Genomic DNA, 23692 nt, shown 5'->3' with positions numbered 1-23692 from the left:
TGTATTGGCTGACCCAGCGCATTCGCGAGCAAGCCCGCTCCCACACTGATAATTTTATGCAATATGTTGCTATCTGCACGCCGCCATTGAAACCACCGCTACCCCGCCCCATCTAACCTCCATACTTCCTTATGCAGGTGCCCCATGAGCGACCAGCAAGAATTCCCTGATTACGACCTGAACGATTACGCCGACCCCGAAAACGCTGAAACCCCGTCGTCCAATACCGGCCTGGCCCTGCCTGGGCAAAACCTGCCGGACAAGGTCTACATCATCCCTATCCACAATCGGCCGTTCTTCCCGGCGCAAGTGCTGCCGGTGATCGTCAATGAGGAGCCGTGGGCCGAGACCCTGGAGCTGGTGAGCAAATCCGACCACCACTCCCTGGCCCTGTTCTTCATGGACACCCCGCCCGAAGACCCACGGCACTTCGACACCTCCAGCCTGCCGCTGTACGGCACCCTGGTGAAGGTGCACCACGCCAGCCGCGAGAACGGCAAACTGCAATTCGTCGCCCAGGGCCTGACCCGCGTCCGCATCAAGACTTGGCTCAAGCACCATCGCCCACCGTACCTGGTGGAAGTCGAATACCCGCACCAGCCCACCGAGCCGACCGATGAGGTCAAGGCCTATGGCATGGCGCTGATCAATGCGATCAAAGAGCTGCTGCCGCTCAACCCGCTGTACAGCGAAGAGCTGAAGAACTACCTCAACCGCTTCAGCCCGAATGACCCGTCACCGCTTACCGACTTCGCCGCCGCGCTGACGTCGGCCACCGGTAACGAGCTGCAGGAAGTGCTGGACTGCGTGCCGATGCTCAAGCGCATGGAAAAAGTCCTGCCGATGCTGCGCAAAGAGGTGGAAGTTGCGCGCCTGCAAAAAGAACTCTCCGCCGAAGTGAACCGCAAGATCGGCGAGCACCAGCGCGAGTTCTTTCTCAAGGAACAACTCAAGGTCATCCAGCAAGAGCTGGGCCTGACCAAGGACGACCGCAGCGCGGACGTCGAGCAGTTCGAGCAGCGCCTGGAAGGCAAGGTGCTGCCGCCCCAGGCGAAAAAACGCATTGATGAAGAATTGAACAAACTGTCGATCCTCGAAACCGGCTCGCCGGAATACGCGGTGACGCGCAACTACCTGGACTGGGCCACCTCGGTGCCGTGGGGCGTGTATGGCGAGGACAAGCTCGACCTGAAACACGCGCGCAAGGTCCTGGACAAACACCACGCGGGGCTGGACGACATCAAGAGTCGCATCCTCGAGTTCCTGGCGGTGGGCGCCTACAAAGGCGAAGTCGCCGGCTCCATTGTGCTGCTGGTGGGCCCGCCGGGCGTGGGCAAGACCAGCGTGGGTAAATCCATCGCCGAGTCGCTGGGCCGGCCGTTCTACCGTTTCAGCGTCGGCGGCATGCGCGACGAGGCCGAGATCAAGGGCCATCGCCGCACTTACATCGGCGCCCTGCCGGGCAAGCTGGTGCAGGCGCTAAAAGATGTGGAAGTGATGAACCCGGTGATCATGCTCGACGAGATCGACAAGATGGGCCAGAGCTTCCAGGGCGACCCCGCCTCGGCCCTGCTCGAAACCCTCGACCCGGAGCAGAACGTCGAATTCCTCGACCACTACCTGGACCTGCGCCTGGACCTGTCCAAGGTACTCTTCGTGTGCACCGCCAACACCCTGGACTCGATCCCCGGCCCGTTGCTGGACCGCATGGAAGTGATTCGCCTGTCGGGCTACATCACCGAAGAAAAAGTCGCCATCGCCAAGCGCCACCTGTGGCCCAAACAGCTGGAAAAAGCCGGCGTGTCGAAAACCAGCCTGACCATCAGCGATGGCGCCCTGCGCGCATTGATCGACGGTTATGCGCGGGAAGCCGGGGTGCGCCAACTGGAGAAGCAGCTGGGCAAACTGGTGCGCAAGGCGGTGGTCAAGCTGCTGGATGAGCCGGACTCGGTGATCAAGCTCGGCACCAAGGACCTGGAAAGCTCCCTGGGCATGCCGGTGTTTCGCAACGAGCAAGTGCTGTCCGGCACCGGCGTGATCACCGGCCTGGCCTGGACCAGCATGGGCGGCGCGACCTTGCCGATCGAGGCGACGCGTATTCACACGCTCAATCGCGGCTTCAAGCTCACCGGACAGTTGGGTGAAGTGATGAAGGAATCTGCCGAAATCGCTTACAGCTACATCAGCTCCAACCTCAAGTCGTTTGGCGGTGACCCCAAGTTCTTCGACGAAGCCTTCGTGCACTTGCACGTGCCGGAAGGCGCCACGCCGAAAGACGGCCCGAGCGCCGGGGTGACAATGGCCAGTGCGTTGCTGTCGCTGGCGCGCAACCAGGCGCCGAAAAAAGGCGTGGCGATGACCGGTGAGCTGACGTTGACCGGGCATGTGCTGCCGATTGGCGGGGTGCGCGAGAAGGTGATCGCGGCGCGGCGTCAGAAGATTCACGAGCTGATCCTGCCGGAGCCGAACCGTGGCAGCTTTGAAGAGTTGCCGGAGTACCTCAAAGAGGGCATGACGGTGCACTTTGCCAAGCGGTTTGCGGATGTGGCGAAGGTGTTGTTCTGATAGTTGTGTAGTGCCTGAGCTGGCCTCATCGGGGGCAAGCCCCCTCCCACACTTGAAAGTATTCACAGTTCAAAATGTGGGAGGGGGCTTGCCCCCGATGAGGCCAGACCTGCCAACACACAACCCCGCCTTGTCACACCTTGTCTCATCTTCGGTTATGCTCGCCCTTCGTCGTCAAACAACGGAGCCCCCATGACCGCTGCCCGCCTGCTTCTCCCCTTGAGCCTTGCCCTGCTGGCCGCCTGCGCCAGTGCACCTAAGCAAAACATCAGCGTGGAAGACCAGAGCGCCTGCCCGCTCCAGCTTAAATTCGGGCAAAACCTGATCCTCACCCTGCCCAGCAACCCCACCACCGGATACCGCTGGGCCATCCAGGATTCCGCTGGCGGCGTGCTGCGTGCGTTGAGCCCCGAGGTCTACAGCAGCTCGGAATCCGGTGTCATCGGTGGCGGCGGCCAATCCACCTGGCGCTTCCAGGCCTTCGCGGCCGGCCAGGGTCGTTTGCGCCTGACCTCCCAGCAACCTTGGGAGCCAGAAGCCGAACCCGCCGAAAGCTTCGATTGCGCCATCACGGTGAACTGAGATGCCATGGCTGATCCTCGCGTTGATGGGCGCCGGCACGTTTATCTACGGCCTGAGCACCCATGCGGCGCTGCTGTGCCTGCTGGTCAAGCCGCTGCCGGTACTGGCGCTGCTGGGCTGGCTGCATGACGCACCGCCCACCGACTATCGACGCTGGATCAGCCTGGGGCTGATTTTTTCCCTGGTCGGCGATGTGCTGCTGGCCTGGCCCGGCGACCTGTTTATCTTTGGGCTCGGCGCCTTCCTGTTGGCGCACCTGGCCTACCTCAAAGCCTATTTCAGCGATTGCCGGCGTTTGGCCCTGCTGCCGCTGGTGCTGGCGCTGGGCGTAGGCGCGGTGCTGTTGAGCATCCTGATTGCCCACGGCCTGGGCGAGCTGCTGGTTCCGGTGGTGGTGTATGCCCTGGTGATCAGCGCGATGCTCTGGCGTGCGCTGGCCCGCCTGGGCACTGCGGTGCCCAAACGCTCAAGCCTGTTGGCGGCGGTGGGTGCCGGGTTGTTTGTGTGTTCCGACACGCTGATCGGCATCAATCGGTTTGTGCTGGCATTCGAGGCCGCGCCGTATGCGCTGATCGTCACTTACTGGTTGGGCCAGTGGGGCATCACCGCCTCGGCTTTCCATCAGACAACCCGCGCATCGGCGGACCAATTTGGCTAAAATGCCGGCCTTTCCCCCTTCGTCGCCGGAACAGCCGTGAGCAAAGAACCCGATCGCCTATTCGCCCAGCCCCTGCCCCAGGTGCCGGACTTCGCCTTTAACGAGGACGTGGTGCGGGTGTTCCCGGACATGATCAAGCGCTCGGTGCCGGGCTACCCGACCATCGTCGAAAACCTCGGCGTGCTCGCGGCGCAATTCGCCCAACCCCATAGCGTGCTCTACGACCTGGGCTCATCCCTGGGTGCGGTGACCCAGGCCCTGCGTCGCCATGTGCGCACCGACGGCTGCCGGGTGATCGCGGTGGATAACTCGGCGGCGATGGTCGAGCGCTGCCGTGAATACCTCAATGGCCAGGACTCGATGTTCCAGGAGCTGCTGCCGGTCGACGTGATCGAGGGCGATATCCTCGCGCTGCAGTTCCAGCCGGCCTCGGTGGTGGCGCTGAATTTCACCCTGCAATTCATCGCCCCCGAGGAGCGCCTGGCGTTGCTCGGGCGCATTCGCCAGGCGCTGCTGCCGGGCGGCGCGTTGATTCTTTCGGAAAAGCTGCGCTTCAATGACCTTGAAGAACATGCGCTGCTCACCGACCTGCACATCGCGTTCAAACGCGCCAACGGCTACAGCGAACTGGAAATCGCCCAGAAGCGCAGCGCCATCGAAAACGTCATGAAGCCCGACAGCCTCGAAGAACACCGCGAACGCCTGCTGGCGGCCGGGTTCTCGAAAGTCGTGCCGTGGTTCCAGTGTCTTAACTTTGCCTCGTTGATTGCCTTGCCATGATTGATTTGTCCCCCCTCGCCCGCCACTTGGTCGGCACCCCCCTGGCCGTGTGGGCCCAGGGCCTGCAAGCGCAACTCGACAGCAAGATGGAAAAGGGTCATGGCGACCTGGAGCGTTGGCAGAGCGCGCTGGATGCGCTGCCAAAGATCCAGCCCAGCGAAGTCGATTTGCTCAATGGCTTGACCCTCGACACCGATTGCGACGACGCCACGCGCGCGCAAATGCACACCGCGCTGATGGGCCTGAGCCCGTGGCGCAAGGGCCCGTTCAACCTGTTCGGCGTGCACGTGGACACCGAATGGCGCTCGGACTGGAAGTGGTCACGGGTGGCGCCGCACCTGAACCTCGAGGGCAAACGTATCCTTGATGTCGGTTGCGGCAACGGCTATTACATGTGGCGCATGCTCGGCGCCGGGGCCCACAGCGTGATTGGCGTGGACCCGAACTGGCTGTTCTTCTGCCAGTTCCAGGCGGTGCAGCGTTACCTGTCAGAGCCGAAAGCCTGGCACTTGCCCTTCCCCTTCGAAGACCTGCCACCCAACCTGGAAGGTTTCGACACGGTATTTTCCATGGGCGTGTTCTACCACCGCCGCTCACCCATCGAGCACCTGCTGGCGCTGAAAGACACGCTGGTCAAAGGCGGCGAGCTGGTCCTGGAAACGTTGGTGGTGGAAGGCGACCAGCAGCAAGTACTAGTGCCGGAAGACCGCTATGCGCAGATGCGCAACGTGTGGTTCCTGCCGTCGGTGCCGGCACTGATGCTATGGCTGCGCCGCGCGGGGTTCAGCGATGTGCGTTGCGTGGATGTGAGCGTGACCACGGTCGAGGAGCAGCGCGGGACGGAGTGGATGAAGTACCAGTCGCTGAGTGACTTTCTTGATCCGGACGATCACAGCAAAACCATTGAAGGGCTGCCGGCGCCGATGCGGGCGGTGATTATTGCCAGGAAGTAGTAACCCCTGATCCCCTTGAATAAATGGAGATCAAAGGTGTGGGAGGGGGCTTACTCCCGATGGCGGTGGGTCAGCTATAGATAGGCTGACTGACACTCTGCTATCGGGAGCAAGCCCCCTCCCACATTTGATCTCCAGTGTTCCTTAACTCAGTGTTCCTTAAAGTGTAGGCTTGGCCCGACGCGCCTTGAAGAACGCACTCAGAACAGCCCCACACTCCTCCGCCAACACCCCACCCTCAAACAACACCCGATGATTCAGAAACCCTTGGGTAAAAAACTGCCCCTGGCTCTGCACAATTCCGGCCTTGGGTTCCAGCGCGCCATACACCACCCGCGCCACCCGTGAGTGCACGATCAGGCCGGCGCACATGCTGCACGGTTCCAGGGTCACGTACAGGGTGCTGCCGACCAGGCGGTAGTTGCTGATGGCTTGCGCGGCGGCGCGGATGGCGACCATTTCGGCATGCGCGCTGGGGTCGTTGCCGCTGATGGGGCAGTTGAAGCCGCGGCCGATGATTTCACCGTTTTGCACCAGCACCGCGCCCACCGGCACTTCGCCGAGTGCCGCGCCCTCGGCGGCGAGGGCCAGGGCTTCGCGCATGAAGTGCTGGTCACGGCTGCGGTCGATAATCGCCGCGGGGCGGATCTGACGCATCACGCCACCTCGATGGCGGCCATCAGGCCGGTTTCCATATGGTCGATCACGTGGCAGTGGAACATCCACACCCCCGGGTTATCCGCCACCAACGCCACGCGGGCGCGTTCGTTCTTGCCCAGCAGGTAGGTGTCGGTGAAATATGGGATCACCTTGTGGCGGTTCGACGCGATCACCTTGAAGCTCATGCCATGCAGGTGGATCGGGTGCTGGTACTGGGTCATGTTCTTCAATTCAAAAATGTAGCTCTTGCCCTTCTCCAGCTTGGCTATCGGGCGGTCGGCACAGGTCTTGTCGGTGATGTCCCAGGCCTTGCCGTTGATCTGCCAGAGGCTCGGCGGCTTGCCGTCATCCACCGACACGCTGCCCACCCATTCGAAATTGAAGTTGAGTTTCTCGGCATTGGCCAGGTCCGGCTCGGCAATCGGGTTGGCCGGCAGCGCCGGTGGCCATTCGGTCGGCGCGTCGGTATTGGCGACTGAACGGAAGGTGCCCAGGCGCACCGGGCCATTACGGATCGAGAGTTCTTCACCGGCCGGTGGGGCCTTGATCGCCAGGCAGATGCGCATGCCCGGGCCCAGCCAATATTCCTTGCCCAGTGGGCGCGGTTCGATGGGGTTGCCGTCCAGCGCATAGATCTGCGCCTCGACGTCAGGGATGTTGAGGCGGTAGGTCAGGGTGTTATCGAGGTTGAGCAGACGCACGCGGGTGATCTGCCCGGCCGGCAGATCGATCACCGCCTGAGACACACCATTGATCGTCGACAGGCGCCCGGCCGTGCCGCCACGCGCGGCCTCACGCGGGATACTGAAGGCGACAAAGGCGCCCTCTTCGTCCACGTGCCAGCTTTTAAGGCTCAAGGTGCGTTCGTGTTTGAAACCGGTGGGCTCGCGCTCTTCGATGATCAGCGGGCCGACCAGGCCACGGCCGAGTTCTTCGCTGCTGTTCACATGGGGGTGATACCAGTAGCTGCCGGCGTCGGGCACGCGGAACTTGTAATCGAAGTATTCGCCGGGCAGCACCGGCAATTGCGAGACGTAGGGCACGCCGTCCATTTCCAGCGGCAGACGAATGCCATGCCAGTGGATGGTGGTGGCGACAGGCAGGTGGTTGATAAAACGCACCCGCAGCCACTCGCCCTGGCGCACGCGCAATTCGGTGCCCGGCGCCGAAGGGCCGAACGCCCACGCCTCGGTTTTGTGGCCCGGCACCAGTTCAACGTCGAGCGGCGCGGCGATCAGTTCGTAATCGTGCCCCGCTTCGGCCTCGGCGACTTTCCCCAGCCAGTAGCGGTAGGCGCCACCGGCACCGACACCCACTACAGCCAGGCCTGCAAGACCACCCAGGATTTGTCGACGGGAAAAGGATCGGGACACAACAACCTCACGTATCTGCCGCAGGCCAAGGCCCGCAAAGGGCAGATACGATACACCTGCATCGGCTAAACAGTAAGGCTTCGCATTGCCGCATGGCTGAATTCACTGAGGTCAAAATGTGGGAGGGGGCTTGCCCCCGATGGCAGTGTGTCAGTCACCACATCTATGGCTGATGCACCGCTATCGGGGGCAAGCCCCCTCCCACATTGGATTTCCGTTGTTTTCTTAATGCTTGGCGGCAGTCAGGATCAGGGCCTTCATTTCGGCCACGGCGCCTTTGAAACCGACGAACAGTGCATGCGCCACCAGTGCATGGCCGATGTTCAGCTCGTTGATGCCCTTGATCGCGGCTACGGCTTCGACGTTGTGGTAGTGCAGACCATGGCCGGCGTTGACGATCAGCCCTTCGTTCAAGCCGCACTTCACGCCGTCGATAATGCGCTGCAGTTCGTCAGCCACGTCGGTCGGCGTGGTGGCATCGGCATAACGCCCGGTGTGCAGTTCGATGGCCGGCGCGCCGACCCGGCGCGAGGCTTCGATCTGGCGCTCGTCGGCATCGATGAACAGTGAGACTTCACTGCCGATTTTCGACAGACGCTCCACGGCAGCCTTGATCCGCGCTTCCTGGCCGGCGACATCGAGGCCACCTTCGGTGGTCAGTTCCTGGCGGGTTTCCGGGACCAGGCAGATGTGCGCCGGGCGGATGCGCTCGGCGAAGGCCATCATTTCTTCGGTAACGCCCATCTCGAAGTTCATGCGGGTTTGCAGCACGTCCTTGAGCAGCAGTACGTCGCGCTCCTGGATGTGGCGGCGGTCTTCGCGCAGGTGCACGGTGATGCCGTCGGCGCCCGCTTCTTCGGCGTCCAGCGCGGCCTTGACCGGGTCAGGGTAACGGGTGCCCCGGGCCTGGCGCAGGGTGGCTACGTGGTCGATATTGACGCCAAGAAGAATGCGATTGCTGGTGGTCACGAAAGCGCTCCTGAAAAGGGAAAGAATCGGTGCACAGCATACACGGGGATGTCAGGGCTTTCGAAACAACTCGCGACTGACCAGCGGCCTTCCGCCCAGGTGCACGGCCAGTGCCTGGCGCATCAGACGCTTGGCGGCAGACAACGCGCCGGGGGCGGTCCAATCCGCTTCACTCATCGCCAGCAGCTCAGTGCCCTGGAACAGGCCCGGTTGCAGCAGGTACACGCGCTCCAGGCCAGCGTCGACTTGCAAACGGTACATGCCATCGGCGGCCACCGGGTCGCCGTTCAGGTCGTTACTCAGTTCAAAGCCGTAGCCCAGGTCATCCAGCAGGCGCCATTCGAAGGCGCGCAGCAGGGGTTCCAGGGGGCGCCCTTCAGCCAGCGCGATGAGCGTGGCGGCGTAGTGATCGAAGACCGCCGGGTGCGGGTCTTCGGCGGGCAACAGGCGGATCAGCAATTCATTCAGGTAGAGGCCACTGAACAGCGCCTCGCCATTGAGCCAGGCGGAGGTCCCGACGCTTTCCAGGCGGCCGACGTTCTTCAGCTCGCCTTTGCCACGAAACTCCACGTCCAGGGCCACGAATGGCCGCGCCAATGTCCCCGCCTTGCCCCGGGCGCTGCGCAACACCGCGCGCAGGCGGCCCTGAGGCGTGAGGAAATCCACCAGGGCGCTGGTCTCGCGGTAGGCGCGGCTGTGCAGGACGTAGGCGAGTTGGCTGGGGGGTTGGGATTGGGACATGGGTTCTCTATCTTGAAAACAACACAAACCTAATGTGGGAGGGGGCTTGCCCCCGATGGCAGTATGTCAGTCACTTATTGGTTAACTGAGCCACCGCTATCGGGGGCAAGCCCCCTCCCACATTTTCTGCCCTGCGGCGTGTTTACAGGTCGCCGTAACCCAACGAACGCAACGCGCGCTCGTCATCGGACCAACCACCCTTCACCTTCACCCACAGGTTGAGCATGATCTTGGAATCAAACAGCAATTCCATGTCCTTGCGCGCTTCGGTGCCGATACGCTTGATGCGCTCGCCCTTGTCGCCAATGATGATTTTTTTCTGGCCGTCACGCTCGACGAGGATCAGCGCATGGATATGCAGGGTCTTGCCCTGCTGCTTGAACTCTTCGATTTCGACGGTGATCTGGTACGGCAGCTCGGCGCCCATCTGGCGCATGATTTTCTCGCGCACCAGTTCGGCGGCGAGGAAACGGCTGCTGCGGTCGGTGATCTGGTCTTCCGGGAAGAAATGCTCGTTCTCCGGCAGGTAGCCAGCGATCACGCGTTCCAGGGCTTCGAGGTTGTGGCCGTGCTGCGCCGAGATCGGCATGATCTGGGCGTTCGGCAGTTGTTCCTGCAGCCAGGTCAGGTGCGGCATCAGCTCGGCTTTGTCTTCGATACGGTCGGTCTTGTTCAACGCGACGATCAGCGGGCCGGTCACGTATTGCACGCGTTCCAGAACCATCTGGTCTTCGTCGGTCCACTTGGTGCGGTCGACCACGAAGATCACCACGTCGACGTCTTTCAACGCCGCCGAAGCGGTTTTGTTCATGTAACGGTTAAGCGCTTTCTCGCCACCCTTGTGCATGCCCGGGGTGTCGACGTAGACCGCTTGCACGTTGCCTTCAGTCTTGATGCCCAGCATGTTGTGGCGGGTGGTCTGCGGTTTGCGCGAAGTGATCGCGAGTTTCTGCCCGAGGATGTGGTTCAGCAGCGTGGACTTGCCCACGTTCGGGCGGCCGACGATGGCAACATAGCCACAGCGTGTTGCGGTTGAATCAGTCATGGCCATTCTCCACGCCCAGGGCAATCAGTGCTGCAGCGGCCGCTACCTGTTCGGCAATACGACGGCTCACACCCTGACCTCGGCTTTTTTCATTCAGTAAGGTGATTTCACATTCCACGAAGAACACGCGGCAATGGGGTTCACCCTGGATATCCACCACTTCGTAACGTGGCAGTTCGCACCCGCGCGACTGCAGGAATTCCTGCAGGCGGGTCTTGGGATCTTTGTTGGTGTCGACCAGCGTGAGGCTTTCGATCTCGGACGTCAGCCAGGCGGTGACCCGCTCCTTGGCCGCTTCCATGCCTGCATCGAGGTAGATCGCGCCGATCAAGGCTTCGAGTGCGTCGGCCAGGATCGACTCACGGCGAAAACCGCCGCTCTTCAACTCGCCAGAGCCCAGGCGCAGGTACTCGCCCAGGCCGAAACCACGGGCCAGCACGGCCAGGGTCTCGCCCTTTACCAGGCGGGCGCGCAAGCGCGACAGCTGGCCTTCACGGGCTTGGGGGAAGCGCTCGAACAGGGCTTCGCCGGCGACGAAATTGAGGATGGCATCACCGAGGAATTCCAGGCGTTCGTTATTACGCCCGGCAAAACTGCGGTGTGTGAGGGCAAGGACCATCAATTCCTGGTCCTTGAAGGTGTAGCCGAGCTGGCGCTCGAGACGTGCTAGAGAAACGGTCACGGTTTATCCATATCTAGTTGGTGGCACCGGCGGCCATCGACGATTGACGCAGTGTTCAAATTCAAATCCTGGTAAGTGCTGCATGGGACCGGAAATGTCCAAGCCCCAGAAAAGCATTCGGCGCTGTGTTAACAGCGCCGCTTGTATTACTTGATCAGCCCGACCCGCGAGAAGTTCGGCAGGTGGCTGAGTTTCGGTTCCGGCCAGCTCATCCAAACCGCAAAGGCCTTGCCGACGATATTCTGGTCGGGAACCATGCCCAGCAGCTCCTTGGGAATAGTGGGGTCATCCCAGTAGCGGCTGTCATTGGAGTTGTCACGGTTGTCGCCCATCATGAAATAGTGCCCGGCCGGCACTTTCCATTCGCCATCCGGCATCGCGCGATAGCGACTCATTTCCTTACGGATTTCGTGCTCTACCGCACCGAGTTTTTCCAGATACAGCTCGGCGCTGCCCAGGCTGTTCGGTTCGGAACCGATCAGTTTTTCGGCAACCGACTCACCATTGATCAACAGGCGCTTGTCGCTGGTGTAGCGAATCACGTCGCCCGGCAGGCCAACCACACGCTTGATGTAGTTGACGTTCGGGTCGCTCGGGTAGCGGAACACCATCACGTCGCCACGCTGCGGGTCACCGATCTCGATGACTTTCTTGTCGATCACCGGCAGGCGGATCCCGTAGGAAAACTTGTTCACCAGGATGAAGTCGCCCACGTCCAGGGTCGGCTTCATCGACCCCGAAGGGATCTGAAACGGCTCCACCAGGAACGAACGCAGCACCAGCACGATGAACAACACCGGGAAGAACGACTTGCCGTACTCAACCAGCAAAGGTTCTTTGTTCAGCTTCTCGATCACCACGCCATCGGGCTGGCTGACGCTGCCCTGATAGGACGCGATAGCAGCCCGCCGACGCGGGGCGAAGAACACCAGATCGAGCAACGCCAAGAGACCACAAACGGCAACGGCGATGACCAGCAACAGCGGGAAATTTAGCGACATAGGACCTAACTATCCAACCTGAGCACCGCAAGGAAGGCTTCTTGTGGAATTTCCACGTTGCCCACTTGCTTCATGCGTTTTTTACCGGCCTTTTGCTTCTCAAGCAGTTTGCGCTTACGGCTTACGTCACCACCGTAGCATTTGGCCAGTACGTTCTTTCTGAGAGCCTTGACGGAGGTCCGCGCAATGATCTGCCCGCCAATGGCGGCCTGGATCGCGACGTCGAACATCTGGCGCGGAATCAGTTCTTTCATCTTCTCGGTCAACTGGCGACCTTTGTAGTGCGCGTTGTCCTTGTGCACGATGAGTGCCAGGGCATCGACCTTGTCGCCGTTGATCAGCACGTCCAGTTTCACCAGATTAGCCGATTGGTAACGATCGAAATGGTAATCCAGCGAAGCATAGCCGCGGCTGGTGGATTTGAGACGGTCGAAGAAGTCCAGGACCACTTCGTTCATCGGCAAATCGTAGGTCACTTGCACCTGGGTACCGAGGAACAGCATGTCGTGCTGGACGCCACGCTTTTCGATACACAGGGTGATGACGTTGCCCAGGTGCTCCTGCGGAACCAGGATATTGGCCCGCACGATCGGCTCGCGCATGTCTTCGATGGAGGACAGGTCTGGAAGCTTGGACGGGTTGTCTACGTAAATTGTTTCACCGGTTTTCAGCGCCAGCTCAAAAATAACCGTTGGCGCGGTGGTGATCAGGTCCAGGTCGTACTCGCGCTCCAGGCGCTCCTGGATGATCTCCATGTGCAGCATGCCCAGGAACCCGCAGCGGAAGCCGAAGCCCAGCGCGTCGGAGCTTTCCGGTGTGTACTGCAACGACGAGTCGTTGAGGGTCAGCTTCTGCAGCGCTTCGCGGAAGTCTTCGAAATCGTCGGAGCTGACCGGGAACAGACCGGCATAAACCTGCGGCTGGATGCGTTTGAAGCCCGGCAGCACATCTACGTCGGGGGTGGAACTCAAGGTCAGGGTGTCGCCCACTGGCGCACCGTGAATGTCCTTGATACCGGCGATGATGAAGCCTACTTCACCGGCCTTGAGGTCGGTGGTAGCGGTGTGCTTGGGGTTGAATACACCGACGCTGTCCACTAGGTGGATCTTGCCGGTGGACTTGACCAGGATCTTGTCGCCCTTCTTCACACGGCCGTGGCGCACGCGTACCAGGGAAACAACGCCCAGGTAGTTGTCAAACCAGGAGTCGATGATCAACGCTTGCAGCGGATCGTCGTAGTTGCCGGTAGGCGCAGGAATGGTTTTCACCAGGCGCTCGAGCACTTCGTCGACGCCCAGGCCGGTCTTGGCGCTGCACTCGACGGCGTCGGTGGCGTCAATGCCGATGATTTTTTCGATTTCTTCTTTTACGCGGTCTGGATCGGCCTGCGGCAGGTCGATCTTGTTCAGTACCGGCATGACCTCAAGGCCCTGCTCGATCGCGGTGTAGCAGTTGGCTACGGATTGGGCTTCAACGCCCTGGCCCGCATCGACCACCAGCAAGGCACCTTCACAGGCCGCCAGCGAGCGGCTGACTTCGTAGGTGAAGTCAACGTGGCCGGGGGTGTCAATGAAGTTCAGCTGGTACTTGATGCCGTCTTTGGCGGTGTAGTACAGGGTGACGCTGTGAGCCTTGATGGTGATACCGCGCTCACGCTCAAGGTCCATGGAGTCCAGGACCTGGGCTTCCATTTCGCGCTCGGCGAGGCCGCCGCACATCTGGATGAATCGATCGGCCAGCGTCGACTTGCCATGGTCAATGTGGGCGATGATGGAGAAATTGCGGATATGACTCAAATCACTCACGGATCAACACTCAAAAAGGCTGCAGGCAGATTGCCCGCTGAAAAATAGCCGGGAATTGTACCTGATGCTCAGGCCAGACGTCATCTTTGCTGACCAGAACAAAAATGCCCCACTCCTGCGAGTGGGGCATTTTTTGTGCATAAGCGCGGTATCAACCGGCTCGGCGCAACAGCCAGAAGCCGGCCAGGGCGCAGATGGCAGTCGGCACCAGCACCGCAAACAGCGGCGAGAAACCAAACACCAGGCTAGACGGGCCGAGCAGGTCCTGGGCAATGCGGAAGGTGAAGCCGACCAGCACGCCGGTAAACACGCGCTGGCCCAGTGTTACGGAGCGCAGCGGGCCGAAGATGAACGAAATTGCCATCAACACCAACGCCGCCGTCACCACCGGCTGCAACACCTTGACCCAGAACGCCAGCCAGTAACGACCGTTATTCAGGCCCTGGTCCTTGAGGTAGTGGATATACCCCCACAAGCCGGAGATCGGCAGGCTTTCCGGGATCATCACTACGGTATTGAGCAATTGCGGCTTGAGGGCGATATCCCACTCTTCGCTCGGCAGATTGATCACTTCAGTGCTGGCCTTGGTGCCTTGGCCGACATTGCGGAAATGCGTGGTGGTGATGTCGGTCAGCTGCCATTTTTCGTCGCTGTACTGCGCACGTTTGGCGAAACTCGACGACAGCAGGTGGCGTTCCTTGTCGAAGGTGTAGCGCGTCACACCCACCAGCAGGCCGCCCGGTTGCACGGCGTTGATGTGGATAAACTCGTCACCCTGGCGGTGCCACAGGCCATGCTTGGAGCTTTGCGCATCGCCCGAACCCTGGGCCAGGGCACGATTGGCCTGGGCCGTGGTTTCAGCCGGCGGCGCGACGTACTCGCCGATCAACACGCTGCACAGCATCAGCAGCAGCATGGGCTTCATCACCGCCCAGACGATGCGGCCGATAGACACCCCGGCGGCGCGCATGATGGTCAGTTCGCTGTTGCTGGCCAGGCTGCCCAGGCCGATCAGGCAGCCGATCAGCGCGGCCATCGGCATCATGTCGTACAAGCGGCGCGGCGCGGTGAGGGCCACGTAGCTCAATACATCCCACACGGTGTAGGTATCGCTGACGTTGCCCACTTCATCGATGAAGGCGAACAACGAGGCAAGCCCGAGGATGATGCCCAATACCGCCAGGATGGCGATCAGTACGCTGCTACCAATGTAGCGATCGAGCTTAGCCACGAGCCAACTCCTTCTGGCCACGACGGCTCATCATTTTCAAGCGTATAGGTTCCCAATAAAGCAGCCCCAGGCCGATCAGCAGGAAGATTGCGTGCACCCACCACAGGCCCAGGGTCGTCGACAGCTTGCCCTTCTCGAGGGCACCGCGGGCGGAAATCAGGATCGTCAGGTAAGCCATGTACAGCAGGATCGCCGGCAACAGCTTGAGGAAGCGGCCCTGGCGCGGGTTGACGCGCGACAGCGGCACGGCCATCAAGGTCACGATAAACACCAGCAACGGCAGGGAAATACGCCATTGCAACTCGGCGATGGAGCGCCGGTCGTTGCTGCCCAACAGCTCGCTGGTCGGGATCGCGTCGCGGTCGGTGACTTCGTCGCTCACGTCCGGGCGGGCCAGCATCACGCCATAGGTGTCGTACTGGATAGCGCGGTAATCGGCCTGGCCGGGGCTGCCATCATAGCGATAGCCGTTTTCCAGGATCAGGTAGCGACTGCCGTCCGGGCGCACTTCCTGGCGACCGGAGTCGGCCACCAATACGGAAATACCACGGTCTTTCTTGTCCTGGCCCAGGCGTTTCTCGGAGATGAACACCCCGCCCAGGTTGGCGCGGTCGTCGGTCAGGGTTTCGGTGTAGGTCACCCGCGTGCCGTCATTGAGCGCCTGGAAGCGGCCCGGCTCGAGGGTGTCGAACTCGGTCATCGCATCCTGCTTGTTCAGCACCAGCTGGAATTGCATGGCGCCCTGCGGGGCCAGGCTCAGGCTCAGCCAGGCGACGATCAGCGCGACGCCGGCAGCCGGGATCATGGTCATGCCCAGCAGACGCTGCTGGCTCATGCCGGTGGCCGAAAGCACGGTCATTTCGCTTTCAAGGTACAAGCGGCCATAGGCCAGCAGGATCCCGAGAAACAGGCCCAGCGGCAGGATCAGCTGCAGGAACCCCGGCAGACGAAAGCCCATGATCAGGAACAGCGAGCCTGGGTCCAGGGCGCCCGAAGCCGCCTGAGCCAGGTATTTGACGAAACGACCACTCATGATGATGACCAGCAATACCGCACTCACGGCACTCAGGGTCAACAGGACTTCGCGGGACAGATAACGGAAGACGATCAAACCAGACACTCCAGGGTTGTCAGGCTAAGGCGGCCAAACAAGCAAGCATACCGAGTCAGCCCGTTTGACTGGGCCGGCTAAAAAGATGGCGCATTATCCTGTGATTGATGGCGCCTGTCACTGCGCAACCTCATGCGCACACACAAAGCGTGCGCCAAGGGTTGTCAGGCTTCGCCTGCGAGGTTCAAACTGCGGCCTTTGTCGCTGGCGGTTTACAAGGCTGCCAAGCTTTAAAGCCTGCGTACAGACGCCAGGCTCACATACCTTTATCAAGGGACCCGAAAATGGAATTGGTTGTAAAAAGCGTTAGCCCCGAAACGTTGAAAACCGCCACCCTCGTGGTCGCCATCGGCGAAGGCCGCAAGCTCGGCGTTGCCGCCAAGCAACTCGACGAACTCAGCGGCGGCGCCATCAGCGCCGTGCTCAAGCGCGGCGACCTGGCCGGCAAAGTCGGCCAGAGCCTGCTGCTGCAAAGCCTGCCTAACCTCAAGGCCGACCGCGTACTGCTGGTGGGCGTGGGCAAGGACGCCGAACTCGGCGACCGCCCGTTCCGCAAGATCATCAGCGCCATCCTCACGACCCTCAAGGGCCTGGGCGGCAGCGATGCAGCACTGGCACTCGACGAAATCGTGGTCAAAGGCCGTGACAGCTACGGCAAGACCCGCCTGCTGGCCGAAACCCTGGTGGACGGTGGCTACATCTTCGACCAGTTCAAGAGCCAGAAAGCCGAACCGCGCGCCCTCAAGAAAATCACCCTGCTGACCATCAAGGCCGCCCAGGCCGAAGTCCAGCGCGCCGCAACCCACGCCCAGGCCATCGCCAACGGCATGGCGTTCACCCGCGACCTGGGCAACCTGCCGCCGAACATCTGCCACCCTACCTACCTGGGCGAACAAGCCAAGGCGCTGGGCAAAGAGTTCAAGGGCCTCAAGGTTGAAGTGCTGGACGAGAAGAAGATCAAGGAACTGGGCATGGGCTCGTTCTATGCCGTGGGCCAGGGCAGCGACCAGCCGCCACGCCTGATCGTGATGCAATACAACGGCGGCAAGAAGGCCGAGAAGCCGTACGCCCTGGTGGGTAAAGGCATCACCTTCGACACCGGCGGCATCAGCCTCAAGCCGGGCGCCGGCATGGACGAGATGAAATACGACATGGGCGGCGCCGCCAGCGTATTCGGCACCCTGCGTGCCGTGCTGGAACTGAAATTGCCGATCAACCTGGTGTGCATCCTGGCCTGCGCCGAGAACATGCCGAGCGGCGGCGCGACCCGTCCGGGCGACATCGTCACCACCCTCAGCGGCCAGACCGTCGAGATCCTCAATACCGACGCCGAAGGCCGCCTGGTGCTGTGCGATGCCCTGACCTACGCCGAGCGCTTCAAGCCGCAGGCCGTGATCGACATCGCCACCCTGACCGGTGCCTGCATCGTTGCCCTGGGTTCCCACACCTCGGGCCTGCTGGGTAACAGCGACGAACTGATCGAGCAACTGCTCAGCGCCGGCAAGGCGGCCGACGACCGCGCCTGGCAACTGCCGCTGTTCGATGAGTATCAGGAACAGCTGGACAGCCCGTTCGCCGACATCGCCAACATCGGCGGGCCAAAAGCCGGCACCATCACCGCTGCCTGCTTCCTGTCGCGCTTTGCCAAGAACTTCAACTGGGCGCACCTGGACATCGCCGGCACGGCCTGGACCAGCGGCGGCAAGGACAAGGGCGCCACTGGCCGTCCGGTGCCATTGCTGACCCAGTACCTGCTGGATCGCGCCAAGGCCTGAAACTGAAGATGCCGGGGCGGTGATGCACTCGCCGCCCCGGCCTCAGGAACCGCAATGACCCAAGTCGACTTCTATATATTGCCCAGCGCCGATCCCTCTGCGCGCCTGGACTTTGCCTGCAAGCTCACCGAAAAGGCCTGGCGCATGGGCCACCGCATCTACCTGCATTGCAGCGACGCCGCCCAGCGCGACGACCTCGACGTGCGCCTGTGGCGCTTCAAGGGCGAAAGCTTCGTGCCCCACGGCCCCGCCGAATCCGAACCCGAAGGCCTGGTGGTGCTGGGTTTGGGCGAAAGCTGCGGCGAGCACCATGACCTGCTGGTCAACCTGGACCTGAAAGTACCACCCTTCGCCAAGGCATTTGCCCGTGTGGCGGAGGTGGTGGTGGAAGACCCGGCTATTCGTCAGGCCGCGCGGGAGAGTTTCCGCTTCTACCGCGAACAGGGCTATCCTTTGCAAGATCACCGGCTACAACGACTTTGAGCACATGATGGACACTCCCAACCCTATAAAAAAAGACGACCACCTGCTGGACGACCTCGAGTCGATCCGTCAGTTGCTGGGTGATGATGACTTGACCCCGCCGCTGCTGACCGAAACGGTCAATGGCGAGGTACAGATCCCGCTGTTGTTCGACATGGTCGGCAACAAGCCGATTGCGCCGCAACCGGTTGCTGCACCCGCAGCCCCTATTGCCGAGCCTGTCGCCGAGAAGTCCGCCGACGCCCTGCTGCTGCACCTGGACAACGAACTGCGCGCCGCTGCGCAGCTGATCATGCAAGACGTGATCGACGACTTTGCCCCGCATATCGAAACCGAGATCAAGCGTCGGCTGGATGCGCGGATGGAGCGTTTGCTCAGTCAGTACCAGTCCTGAGTCACACATAGATCCAATGTAGGAGGGGGCTTGCCCCCGATGAGGGTGGGTCAGCTGATAAATGTGTAGCTGACCCAGCGCTATCGGGAGCAAGCCCCCTCCCACATTTACCCCGCATACACCTCAAGCCTGTCTTCGCCTCGCCCTGCGCCCTATCCCCCGTTATACTTGCCGGCTTTCCTGAATAAATGCCAACTAGGGTCCCGCCGCGCATGGATAAGACCTACCAGCCGCACGCTATTGAAACTTCCTGGTACAACACCTGGGAGTCCGAGAACTATTTCGCTCCGCAAGGTGCGGGCGAGTCCTACACCATCATGATTCCGCCACCGAACGTCACTGGCAGCCTGCACATGGGCCATGGCTTCAACAATGCGATCATGGATGCGTTGATCCGTTTCCGCCGTATGCAGGGCCGCAACACCCTGTGGCAGCCGGGCACCGACCACGCTGGCATCGCCACGCAGATGCTGGTTGAGCGCCAACTTGAAGCGACCGGCCAGAACCGTCACGACCTGGGTCGCGAGAAATTCCTGGAAAAAATCTGGGAATGGAAGGACCAGTCCGGCGGCAACATCAGCCGTCAGATCCGTCGCCTGGGTTCGTCCGTAGACTGGAGCCGTGAGCGCTTCACCATGGACGACGGCCTGTCGGAATCGGTGAAAGAAGCTTTCGTGCGCCTGCATGAAGACGGCCTGATCTACCGCGGCAAGCGCCTGGTGAACTGGGACACCAAGTTGCACACGGCGATTTCCGACCTCGAAGTGGAAAACCACGACGAGAAAGGCTTCCTGTGGAACCTCAAGTACCCGCTGGCCGACGGCGCCAAGACCGCTGAAGGCAATGACTACCTGATCGTCGCCACCACCCGTCCGGAAACCATGCTCGGCGACGCCGCCGTGGCCGTTAACCCGAACGACGAGCGCTACCAGGCGCTGATCGGCAAGTTTGTCGAGCTGCCGCTGGTCGGCCGCCGCATCCCGATCATCGCGGACGATTACTGCGACCCTGAGTTCGGCACCGGCTGCGTGAAAATCACCCCGGCCCACGACTTCAACGACTATGAAGTCGGCAAGCGCCACAACCTGCCGCTGCTGAACATCTTCGACAAAAACGCCGCCGTACTGCCGGCCTGCCAGGTGTTCAACCTGGACGGCACGCTGAACGAAAGCATCGACGGCAAGATCCCGGCCGAATACGCCGGCCTCGACCGTTTTGAAGCGCGCAAGCAGATCGTGGCCGCCTTCGACGCCGCTGGCCTGCTGGTGAGCGTTGACGACCACGGCCTGAAAGTGCCGAAAGGCGACCGCTCCGGCACCATCATCGAGCCGTGGCTGACCGATCAGTGGTACGTGTCGACCAAGCCGCTGGCAGAACCTGCGATTGCTGCCGTGGAAGACGGCCGTATCCAGTTCGTGCCCAAGCAGTACGAAAACATGTACTTCTCGTGGATGCGCGACATCCAGGATTGGTGCATCAGCCGTCAATTGTGGTGGGGCCACCGCATTCCGGCCTGGTACGACGAGTCGGGCAAGGTCTACGTTGGCCGCGACGAAGCCGAAGTGCGCGCCAAGCACAACCTGGGCGCGGACATCGCGCTGCAGCAGGACAACGACGTACTCGACACCTGGTTCAGTTCGGGCCTGTGGACTTTCTCCACCCTGGGCTGGCCGCAGCAGACCGAATTCCTGAAGAAATTCCACTCCACCGACGTGCTGGTCACCGGCTTCGACATCATTTTCTTCTGGGTTGCCCGGATGATCATGCTCACCATGCACCTGGTGAAAAACGAAGACGGCACCCCGCAGGTACCCTTCAAGACCGTGTACGTGCACGGCCTGGTACGTGATGGCCAGGGCCAGAAGATGTCCAAGTCCAAGGGCAACGTCCTCGACCCGCTGGACATCATCGACGGCATCGACCTGGAATCCCTGGTGCAGAAACGCACCTCGGGCCTGATGCAGCCGAAACTGGCGAAGAAGATCGAGAAGCAGACCCGCGACGAGTTCGAAGGCGGCATCGCCAGCTACGGCACCGACGCCCTGCGCTTCACCTTCTGCTCGCTGGCGTCCACCGGTCGCGACATCAAGTTCGACATGGGCCGCGTCGAAGGCTATCGCAACTTCTGCAACAAGATCTGGAACGCTGCGCGCTACGTGCTGGACAAAGGCGAAGACTGCGGCCAGAACGGCGAAGCCGTCGAACTGAGCCTGGCCGATCGCTGGATCATCTCGCAGTTGCAACGCACTGAAGCCGAAGTGACCCGTCAGCTCGACCAGTTCCGTTTCGACCTGGCCGCACAGGCCTTGTACGAGTTCATCTGGAACCAGTATTGCGACTGGTACCTGGAGCTGTCCAAGCCCGTGCTGTGGGACGAAAACTCGTCGATCGAGCGCCAGCGCGGCACCCGTCGCACCCTGGTGCGCGTCCTGGAAGTGGCACTGCGCCTGGCGCACCCGTTCATGCCGTTCATCACCGAAGAAATCTGGCAGCGCATCGCGCCGCTGGCCGGTATCGAAGGCAAGACCATCATGCTGCAACCTTGGCCGGTGGCCAATGAAGCACGCATCGATGAGGCCGCCGAAAGCGATATCGAATGGCTCAAGACCCTGATGATGGGCACGCGTAACATCCGTGCCGAGATGAACATCGGGCCGGGCAAGCCACTGGCCGTGTTCGTGAAGAACGCCAGCCCGGAAGACCAGCGTCGCCTCGCCGAGAACGACGCATTGCTCAAGAAGCTGGCGAAGCTGGAGTCGATCACCGTATTGGCGGCCGACGCCGAAGCACCGTTGTCAGCCACCGCACTGGTCGGCGACATGGAAGTGCTGGTGCCAATGGCTGGCCTGATCGACAAGGGCGCAGAACTGGCCCGCCTCGACAAGGAAATCGCGCGCCTGCAAGGCGAAGTGCAGCGGGTGGGCGGCAAGCTGTCCAACGCGGCGTTCGTTGACAAGGCACCGGCGGAAGTAATCGACAAAGAGCGCGCCAAACTCGCCGAGGCTGAACAGGCCCTGGGCAAGCTGGCGGAGCAACATGCGCGGATTTCCAGCCTGTAAGGTGGACCGCGTTTAAGAAAGAGGCCTTAGGGCCTCTTTTTTTTGCCTGGAGACTGCCAATCCCAGGCTGACCATACAGTCAATGTGGGAGGGGGCTTGCCCCCGATAGCGGTGTGTCAGCTACCTATGAACTGGCTGGTCCACCGCAATCGGGAGCAAGCCCCCTGCCACATTTGAACGGGTTGACCTCAAGATGTGTGACAATGCCCACCACTTTGAGCCAACACCAGAATCAACATGACCGCCCCCACTACGCCAAAACCGCCACGCAAGAAGCCTAAAACCGCAACCACGGCCAAGCCCGTGGCACCGCGCAAAGAGGCCACCCTGCATCCGCGCAACCGCCACACAGGCCGTTACGACTTCCCGGCGCTGATCAAGACCACGCCGGAACTGGCGAAATTCGTGATCATCAACCCGTACGGCAAGGAAAGCATCGACTTTGCCAGCCCGGATGCAGTGCGCGTGTTCAACCGGGCGCTGCTCAAATCCTTCTATGGCATCCAGCACTGGGACATCCCGCAGGATTACCTGTGCCCGCCGGTGCCGGGGCGTGCCGACTACGTGCACTTCCTCGCCGACCTGCTGGCCAGCGGCAATGACGGCAAGATCCCGCGCGGCTCGATCGTCAAGGTGCTCGACATCGGCATGGGCGCCAACTGCGTCTACCCGCTGATTGGCTACATGGAGTACCGCTGGAACTTCCTCGGCTCGGAGGTCGACCCTACGGCCGTAGCCGCCGCCAAGGCCATCGTGCAGTCCAACGACCTGAGCAAGGTCATCCAGCTGCGCCAGCAACCCAACCCCAAGCAGATCCTGCTGGGCCTGCTGGAGCCGGGTGAGCGCTTTGACCTGACCATGTGCAACCCGCCGTTCCATGCCTCCATGGACGAAGCCACCAAAGGCAGCGAACGCAAGTGGCGCGCCCTGGGCAAGGCTGACCCCAAGCGCAAGTTGCCGGTACTGAACTTCGGTGGCCAATCGGCCGAGCTGTGGTGTGAAGGTGGCGAAGTGCGGTTTGTGACGCAGCTTATCGCTGAGAGCGCGCATTTTGCCCACAAGGTGTTGTGGTTCAGCACCCTGGTGTCAAAAGCCTCGAACTTGCCCGCGATCGAAACGGCCCTGAAAAAAGCCGGCGTGCTCGAAAGCCAGGTGGTGGAGATGTCCCAGGGCCAGAAGCAAAGCCGGTTCGTGGCCTGGACTTTCCAGACCAAAAACGAGCAGCAGATCTGGCGCCAGCGCTGGGTGCGCGACTGACCCTGTGGCGAGGGAGCTTGCTCCCTCGCCACACAAAGCACCGCACAAATCGCAGGCAACAAAAAACCGTGCCCGGATCGCTCCGGAGCACGGTTTTTTTTGCTGCGTCTTACTTGTTAACAGCGTCGGTCAGGCCTTTAGCCACAACCAGCTTGATAACTTTCTTGGCAGCGATTTCGATGGCAGCGCCAGTCGAAGGGTTACGGCCAGTACGGGCAGGACGCTCGGTCACTTTCAGCTTGCCAACGCCTGGCAGAGTGATTTCGCCGCCATTTTCCAGCTGGTCAGCAACAACTTGGCTCAGTTGGTCCAGCAGAGCGCGCACGGTAGTTTTCGGTGCGTCTACTGCTTCAGCCAGGTCAGCGATCAGTTGGTCTTTAGTAATAGCCATTGTGGTGTTCCTTCCCTATCAAATTCATATGGATTGCAGAGTGCAGTGTCAGCCGTCGAGCCCGACCGTCATGGCCTGGCACCCCCGGCTATAACCACAGAGATCGGGGTTATAGATGCTTGAAACGGGGATTGGTTCGACCTGACAGATGCTGAATGCACGCTTAACGCCGAGACT

21 protein-coding genes are annotated in these 23692 nt (G+C 61.3%); 10 read left to right on the top strand and 11 right to left on the bottom strand.

The features are described 5' to 3' along the window. The first annotated feature begins 144 nt into the window (after positions 1 to 144). The 5 genes from lon to cmoB all read left to right on the top strand — a co-directional run bounded on the left by lon (position 145) and on the right by cmoB (position 5538). Positions 145 to 2565: an endopeptidase La gene (gene lon, locus GIW02_RS14370; RefSeq protein WP_236421903.1), complete on the top strand. Its 2421-nt coding sequence runs from the start codon at positions 145 to 147 to the stop codon at positions 2563 to 2565. Positions 2566 to 2757: 192 nt separating this feature from the next. After that, a complete protein-coding gene (locus GIW02_RS14365) occupies positions 2758 to 3147 on the top strand; it encodes a protease inhibitor I42 family protein (protein ID WP_236411754.1) in 390 nt (129 codons plus the stop codon). 1 nt (position 3148) lies between these two features. Beyond that, positions 3149 to 3805 (top strand): lysoplasmalogenase, encoded by a 657-nt coding sequence (locus GIW02_RS14360; protein ID WP_236411753.1) that lies wholly within the window; start codon positions 3149 to 3151, stop codon positions 3803 to 3805. 36 nt (positions 3806 to 3841) lie between these two features. Further along, positions 3842 to 4585: a carboxy-S-adenosyl-L-methionine synthase CmoA gene (gene cmoA / locus GIW02_RS14355; RefSeq protein WP_236411752.1), complete on the top strand. Its 744-nt coding sequence runs from the start codon at positions 3842 to 3844 to the stop codon at positions 4583 to 4585. Beyond that, the gene (cmoB, locus tag GIW02_RS14350; protein WP_236411751.1) at positions 4582 to 5538 is read left to right on the top strand and encodes a tRNA 5-methoxyuridine(34)/uridine 5-oxyacetic acid(34) synthase CmoB; all 957 of its coding nucleotides are present in this window, start codon (positions 4582 to 4584) and stop codon (positions 5536 to 5538) included. Before cmoA ends, cmoB begins: the two co-directional genes overlap by 4 nt. A 159-nt stretch (positions 5539 to 5697) precedes the next feature. Here cmoB and tadA read toward each other — a convergent pair whose 3' ends face one another. The 10 genes from tadA to lptF all read right to left on the bottom strand — a co-directional run bounded on the left by tadA (position 5698) and on the right by lptF (position 16156). Continuing rightward, positions 5698 to 6195 carry a tRNA adenosine(34) deaminase TadA gene (gene tadA, locus GIW02_RS14345; protein WP_236411750.1) on the bottom strand — a complete coding sequence of 166 codons (498 nt, stop codon included), beginning with the start codon at positions 6193 to 6195 and terminating at the stop codon, positions 5698 to 5700. After that, positions 6195 to 7571 (bottom strand): multicopper oxidase family protein, encoded by a 1377-nt coding sequence (locus tag GIW02_RS14340; RefSeq protein ID WP_236411749.1) that lies wholly within the window; start codon positions 7569 to 7571, stop codon positions 6195 to 6197. The genes tadA and GIW02_RS14340 overlap by 1 nt, the downstream gene beginning before the upstream one ends. 225 nt (positions 7572 to 7796) lie before the next feature. Continuing rightward, positions 7797 to 8540, bottom strand: coding sequence for a pyridoxine 5'-phosphate synthase (pdxJ, locus tag GIW02_RS14335; RefSeq protein WP_236411748.1), 744 nt, complete (start codon positions 8538 to 8540; stop codon positions 7797 to 7799). A gap of 51 nt (positions 8541 to 8591) precedes the next feature. Then, complete coding sequence (recO, locus tag GIW02_RS14330; protein WP_236411747.1) at positions 8592 to 9281, bottom strand: DNA repair protein RecO; 690 nt, start codon at positions 9279 to 9281, stop codon at positions 8592 to 8594. 142 nt (positions 9282 to 9423) lie between these two features. Beyond that, positions 9424 to 10326 carry a GTPase Era gene (gene era, locus GIW02_RS14325; RefSeq protein ID WP_005785147.1) on the bottom strand — a complete coding sequence of 301 codons (903 nt, stop codon included), beginning with the start codon at positions 10324 to 10326 and terminating at the stop codon, positions 9424 to 9426. Further along, a complete protein-coding gene (gene rnc, locus GIW02_RS14320; protein WP_012722401.1) occupies positions 10319 to 11008 on the bottom strand; it encodes a ribonuclease III in 690 nt (229 codons plus the stop codon). Before rnc ends, era begins: the two co-directional genes overlap by 8 nt. 146 nt (positions 11009 to 11154) lie before the next feature. Next, positions 11155 to 12009, bottom strand: coding sequence for a signal peptidase I (gene lepB / locus GIW02_RS14315; RefSeq protein WP_236411746.1), 855 nt, complete (start codon positions 12007 to 12009; stop codon positions 11155 to 11157). 5 nt (positions 12010 to 12014) lie between these two features. After that, entirely contained in the window at positions 12015 to 13814 is a 1800-nt protein-coding gene (lepA, locus tag GIW02_RS14310; protein WP_065951745.1) for a translation elongation factor 4, read from the bottom strand. A gap of 151 nt (positions 13815 to 13965) precedes the next feature. After that, positions 13966 to 15045 (bottom strand): LPS export ABC transporter permease LptG, encoded by a 1080-nt coding sequence (gene lptG, locus GIW02_RS14305; RefSeq protein WP_236411745.1) that lies wholly within the window; start codon positions 15043 to 15045, stop codon positions 13966 to 13968. Continuing rightward, a complete protein-coding gene (gene lptF, locus GIW02_RS14300; RefSeq protein ID WP_236411744.1) occupies positions 15038 to 16156 on the bottom strand; it encodes an LPS export ABC transporter permease LptF in 1119 nt (372 codons plus the stop codon). The genes lptG and lptF overlap by 8 nt, the downstream gene beginning before the upstream one ends. 284 nt (positions 16157 to 16440) lie before the next feature. On the opposite strand from lptF, the gene GIW02_RS14295 reads away from it, so the two are divergent. The 5 genes from GIW02_RS14295 (at position 16441) to rlmF (ending at position 23124) form a co-directional block, all read left to right on the top strand. Further along, on the top strand, positions 16441 to 17931 hold the full coding sequence (locus GIW02_RS14295) for a leucyl aminopeptidase (RefSeq protein ID WP_236411743.1): 1491 nt from the start codon (positions 16441 to 16443) through the stop codon (positions 17929 to 17931). Positions 17932 to 17985: 54 nt separating this feature from the next. After that, positions 17986 to 18414 carry a DNA polymerase III subunit chi gene (locus GIW02_RS14290; protein ID WP_236411742.1) on the top strand — a complete coding sequence of 143 codons (429 nt, stop codon included), beginning with the start codon at positions 17986 to 17988 and terminating at the stop codon, positions 18412 to 18414. Positions 18415 to 18421: 7 nt separating this feature from the next. Continuing rightward, entirely contained in the window at positions 18422 to 18808 is a 387-nt protein-coding gene (locus tag GIW02_RS14285; protein WP_236411741.1) for a DNA polymerase III subunit chi, read from the top strand. 212 nt (positions 18809 to 19020) lie between these two features. Further along, positions 19021 to 21867 (top strand): valine--tRNA ligase, encoded by a 2847-nt coding sequence (locus GIW02_RS14280; protein WP_236411740.1) that lies wholly within the window; start codon positions 19021 to 19023, stop codon positions 21865 to 21867. A 237-nt stretch (positions 21868 to 22104) separates the two neighbouring features. Continuing rightward, a complete protein-coding gene (gene rlmF, locus GIW02_RS14275; protein ID WP_236411739.1) occupies positions 22105 to 23124 on the top strand; it encodes a 23S rRNA (adenine(1618)-N(6))-methyltransferase RlmF in 1020 nt (339 codons plus the stop codon). 109 nt (positions 23125 to 23233) lie between these two features. On the opposite strand, the gene GIW02_RS14270 is transcribed toward rlmF, so the two are convergent. Beyond that, on the bottom strand, positions 23234 to 23515 hold the full coding sequence (locus GIW02_RS14270; RefSeq protein WP_003188840.1) for an HU family DNA-binding protein: 282 nt from the start codon (positions 23513 to 23515) through the stop codon (positions 23234 to 23236). Between the last annotated feature and the right edge of the window lie 177 nt (positions 23516 to 23692).

Origin of the sequence: Pseudomonas syringae, from assembly GCF_021606685.1 — a bacterium.
Lineage (GTDB): Bacteria > Pseudomonadota > Gammaproteobacteria > Pseudomonadales > Pseudomonadaceae > Aquipseudomonas > Aquipseudomonas syringae_R.
This window is presented reverse-complemented; position numbering and strand designations above follow the sequence as displayed.

Coding starts and splice junctions, on each gene's coding strand:
- GIW02_RS14360 (WP_236411753.1), top strand. CDS start 3,149: ATGCCATGGCTGATCCTCGCGTTGATGGGCGCCGGCACGTTTATCTAC.
- GIW02_RS14290 (WP_236411742.1), top strand. CDS start 17,986: ATGACCCAAGTCGACTTCTATATATTGCCCAGCGCCGATCCCTCTGCG.
- cmoB (WP_236411751.1), top strand. CDS start 4,582: ATGATTGATTTGTCCCCCCTCGCCCGCCACTTGGTCGGCACCCCCCTG.
- rlmF (WP_236411739.1), top strand. CDS start 22,105: ATGACCGCCCCCACTACGCCAAAACCGCCACGCAAGAAGCCTAAAACC.
- lon (WP_236421903.1), top strand. CDS start 145: ATGAGCGACCAGCAAGAATTCCCTGATTACGACCTGAACGATTACGCC.
- GIW02_RS14270 (WP_003188840.1), bottom strand. CDS start 23,515: ATGGCTATTACTAAAGACCAACTGATCGCTGACCTGGCTGAAGCAGTA.
- lepB (WP_236411746.1), bottom strand. CDS start 12,009: ATGTCGCTAAATTTCCCGCTGTTGCTGGTCATCGCCGTTGCCGTTTGT.
- GIW02_RS14280 (WP_236411740.1), top strand. CDS start 19,021: ATGGATAAGACCTACCAGCCGCACGCTATTGAAACTTCCTGGTACAAC.
- GIW02_RS14365 (WP_236411754.1), top strand. CDS start 2,758: ATGACCGCTGCCCGCCTGCTTCTCCCCTTGAGCCTTGCCCTGCTGGCC.
- GIW02_RS14285 (WP_236411741.1), top strand. CDS start 18,422: ATGGACACTCCCAACCCTATAAAAAAAGACGACCACCTGCTGGACGAC.
- tadA (WP_236411750.1), bottom strand. CDS start 6,195: ATGCGTCAGATCCGCCCCGCGGCGATTATCGACCGCAGCCGTGACCAG.
- GIW02_RS14295 (WP_236411743.1), top strand. CDS start 16,441: ATGGAATTGGTTGTAAAAAGCGTTAGCCCCGAAACGTTGAAAACCGCC.
- recO (WP_236411747.1), bottom strand. CDS start 9,281: ATGTCCCAATCCCAACCCCCCAGCCAACTCGCCTACGTCCTGCACAGC.
- era (WP_005785147.1), bottom strand. CDS start 10,326: ATGACTGATTCAACCGCAACACGCTGTGGCTATGTTGCCATCGTCGGC.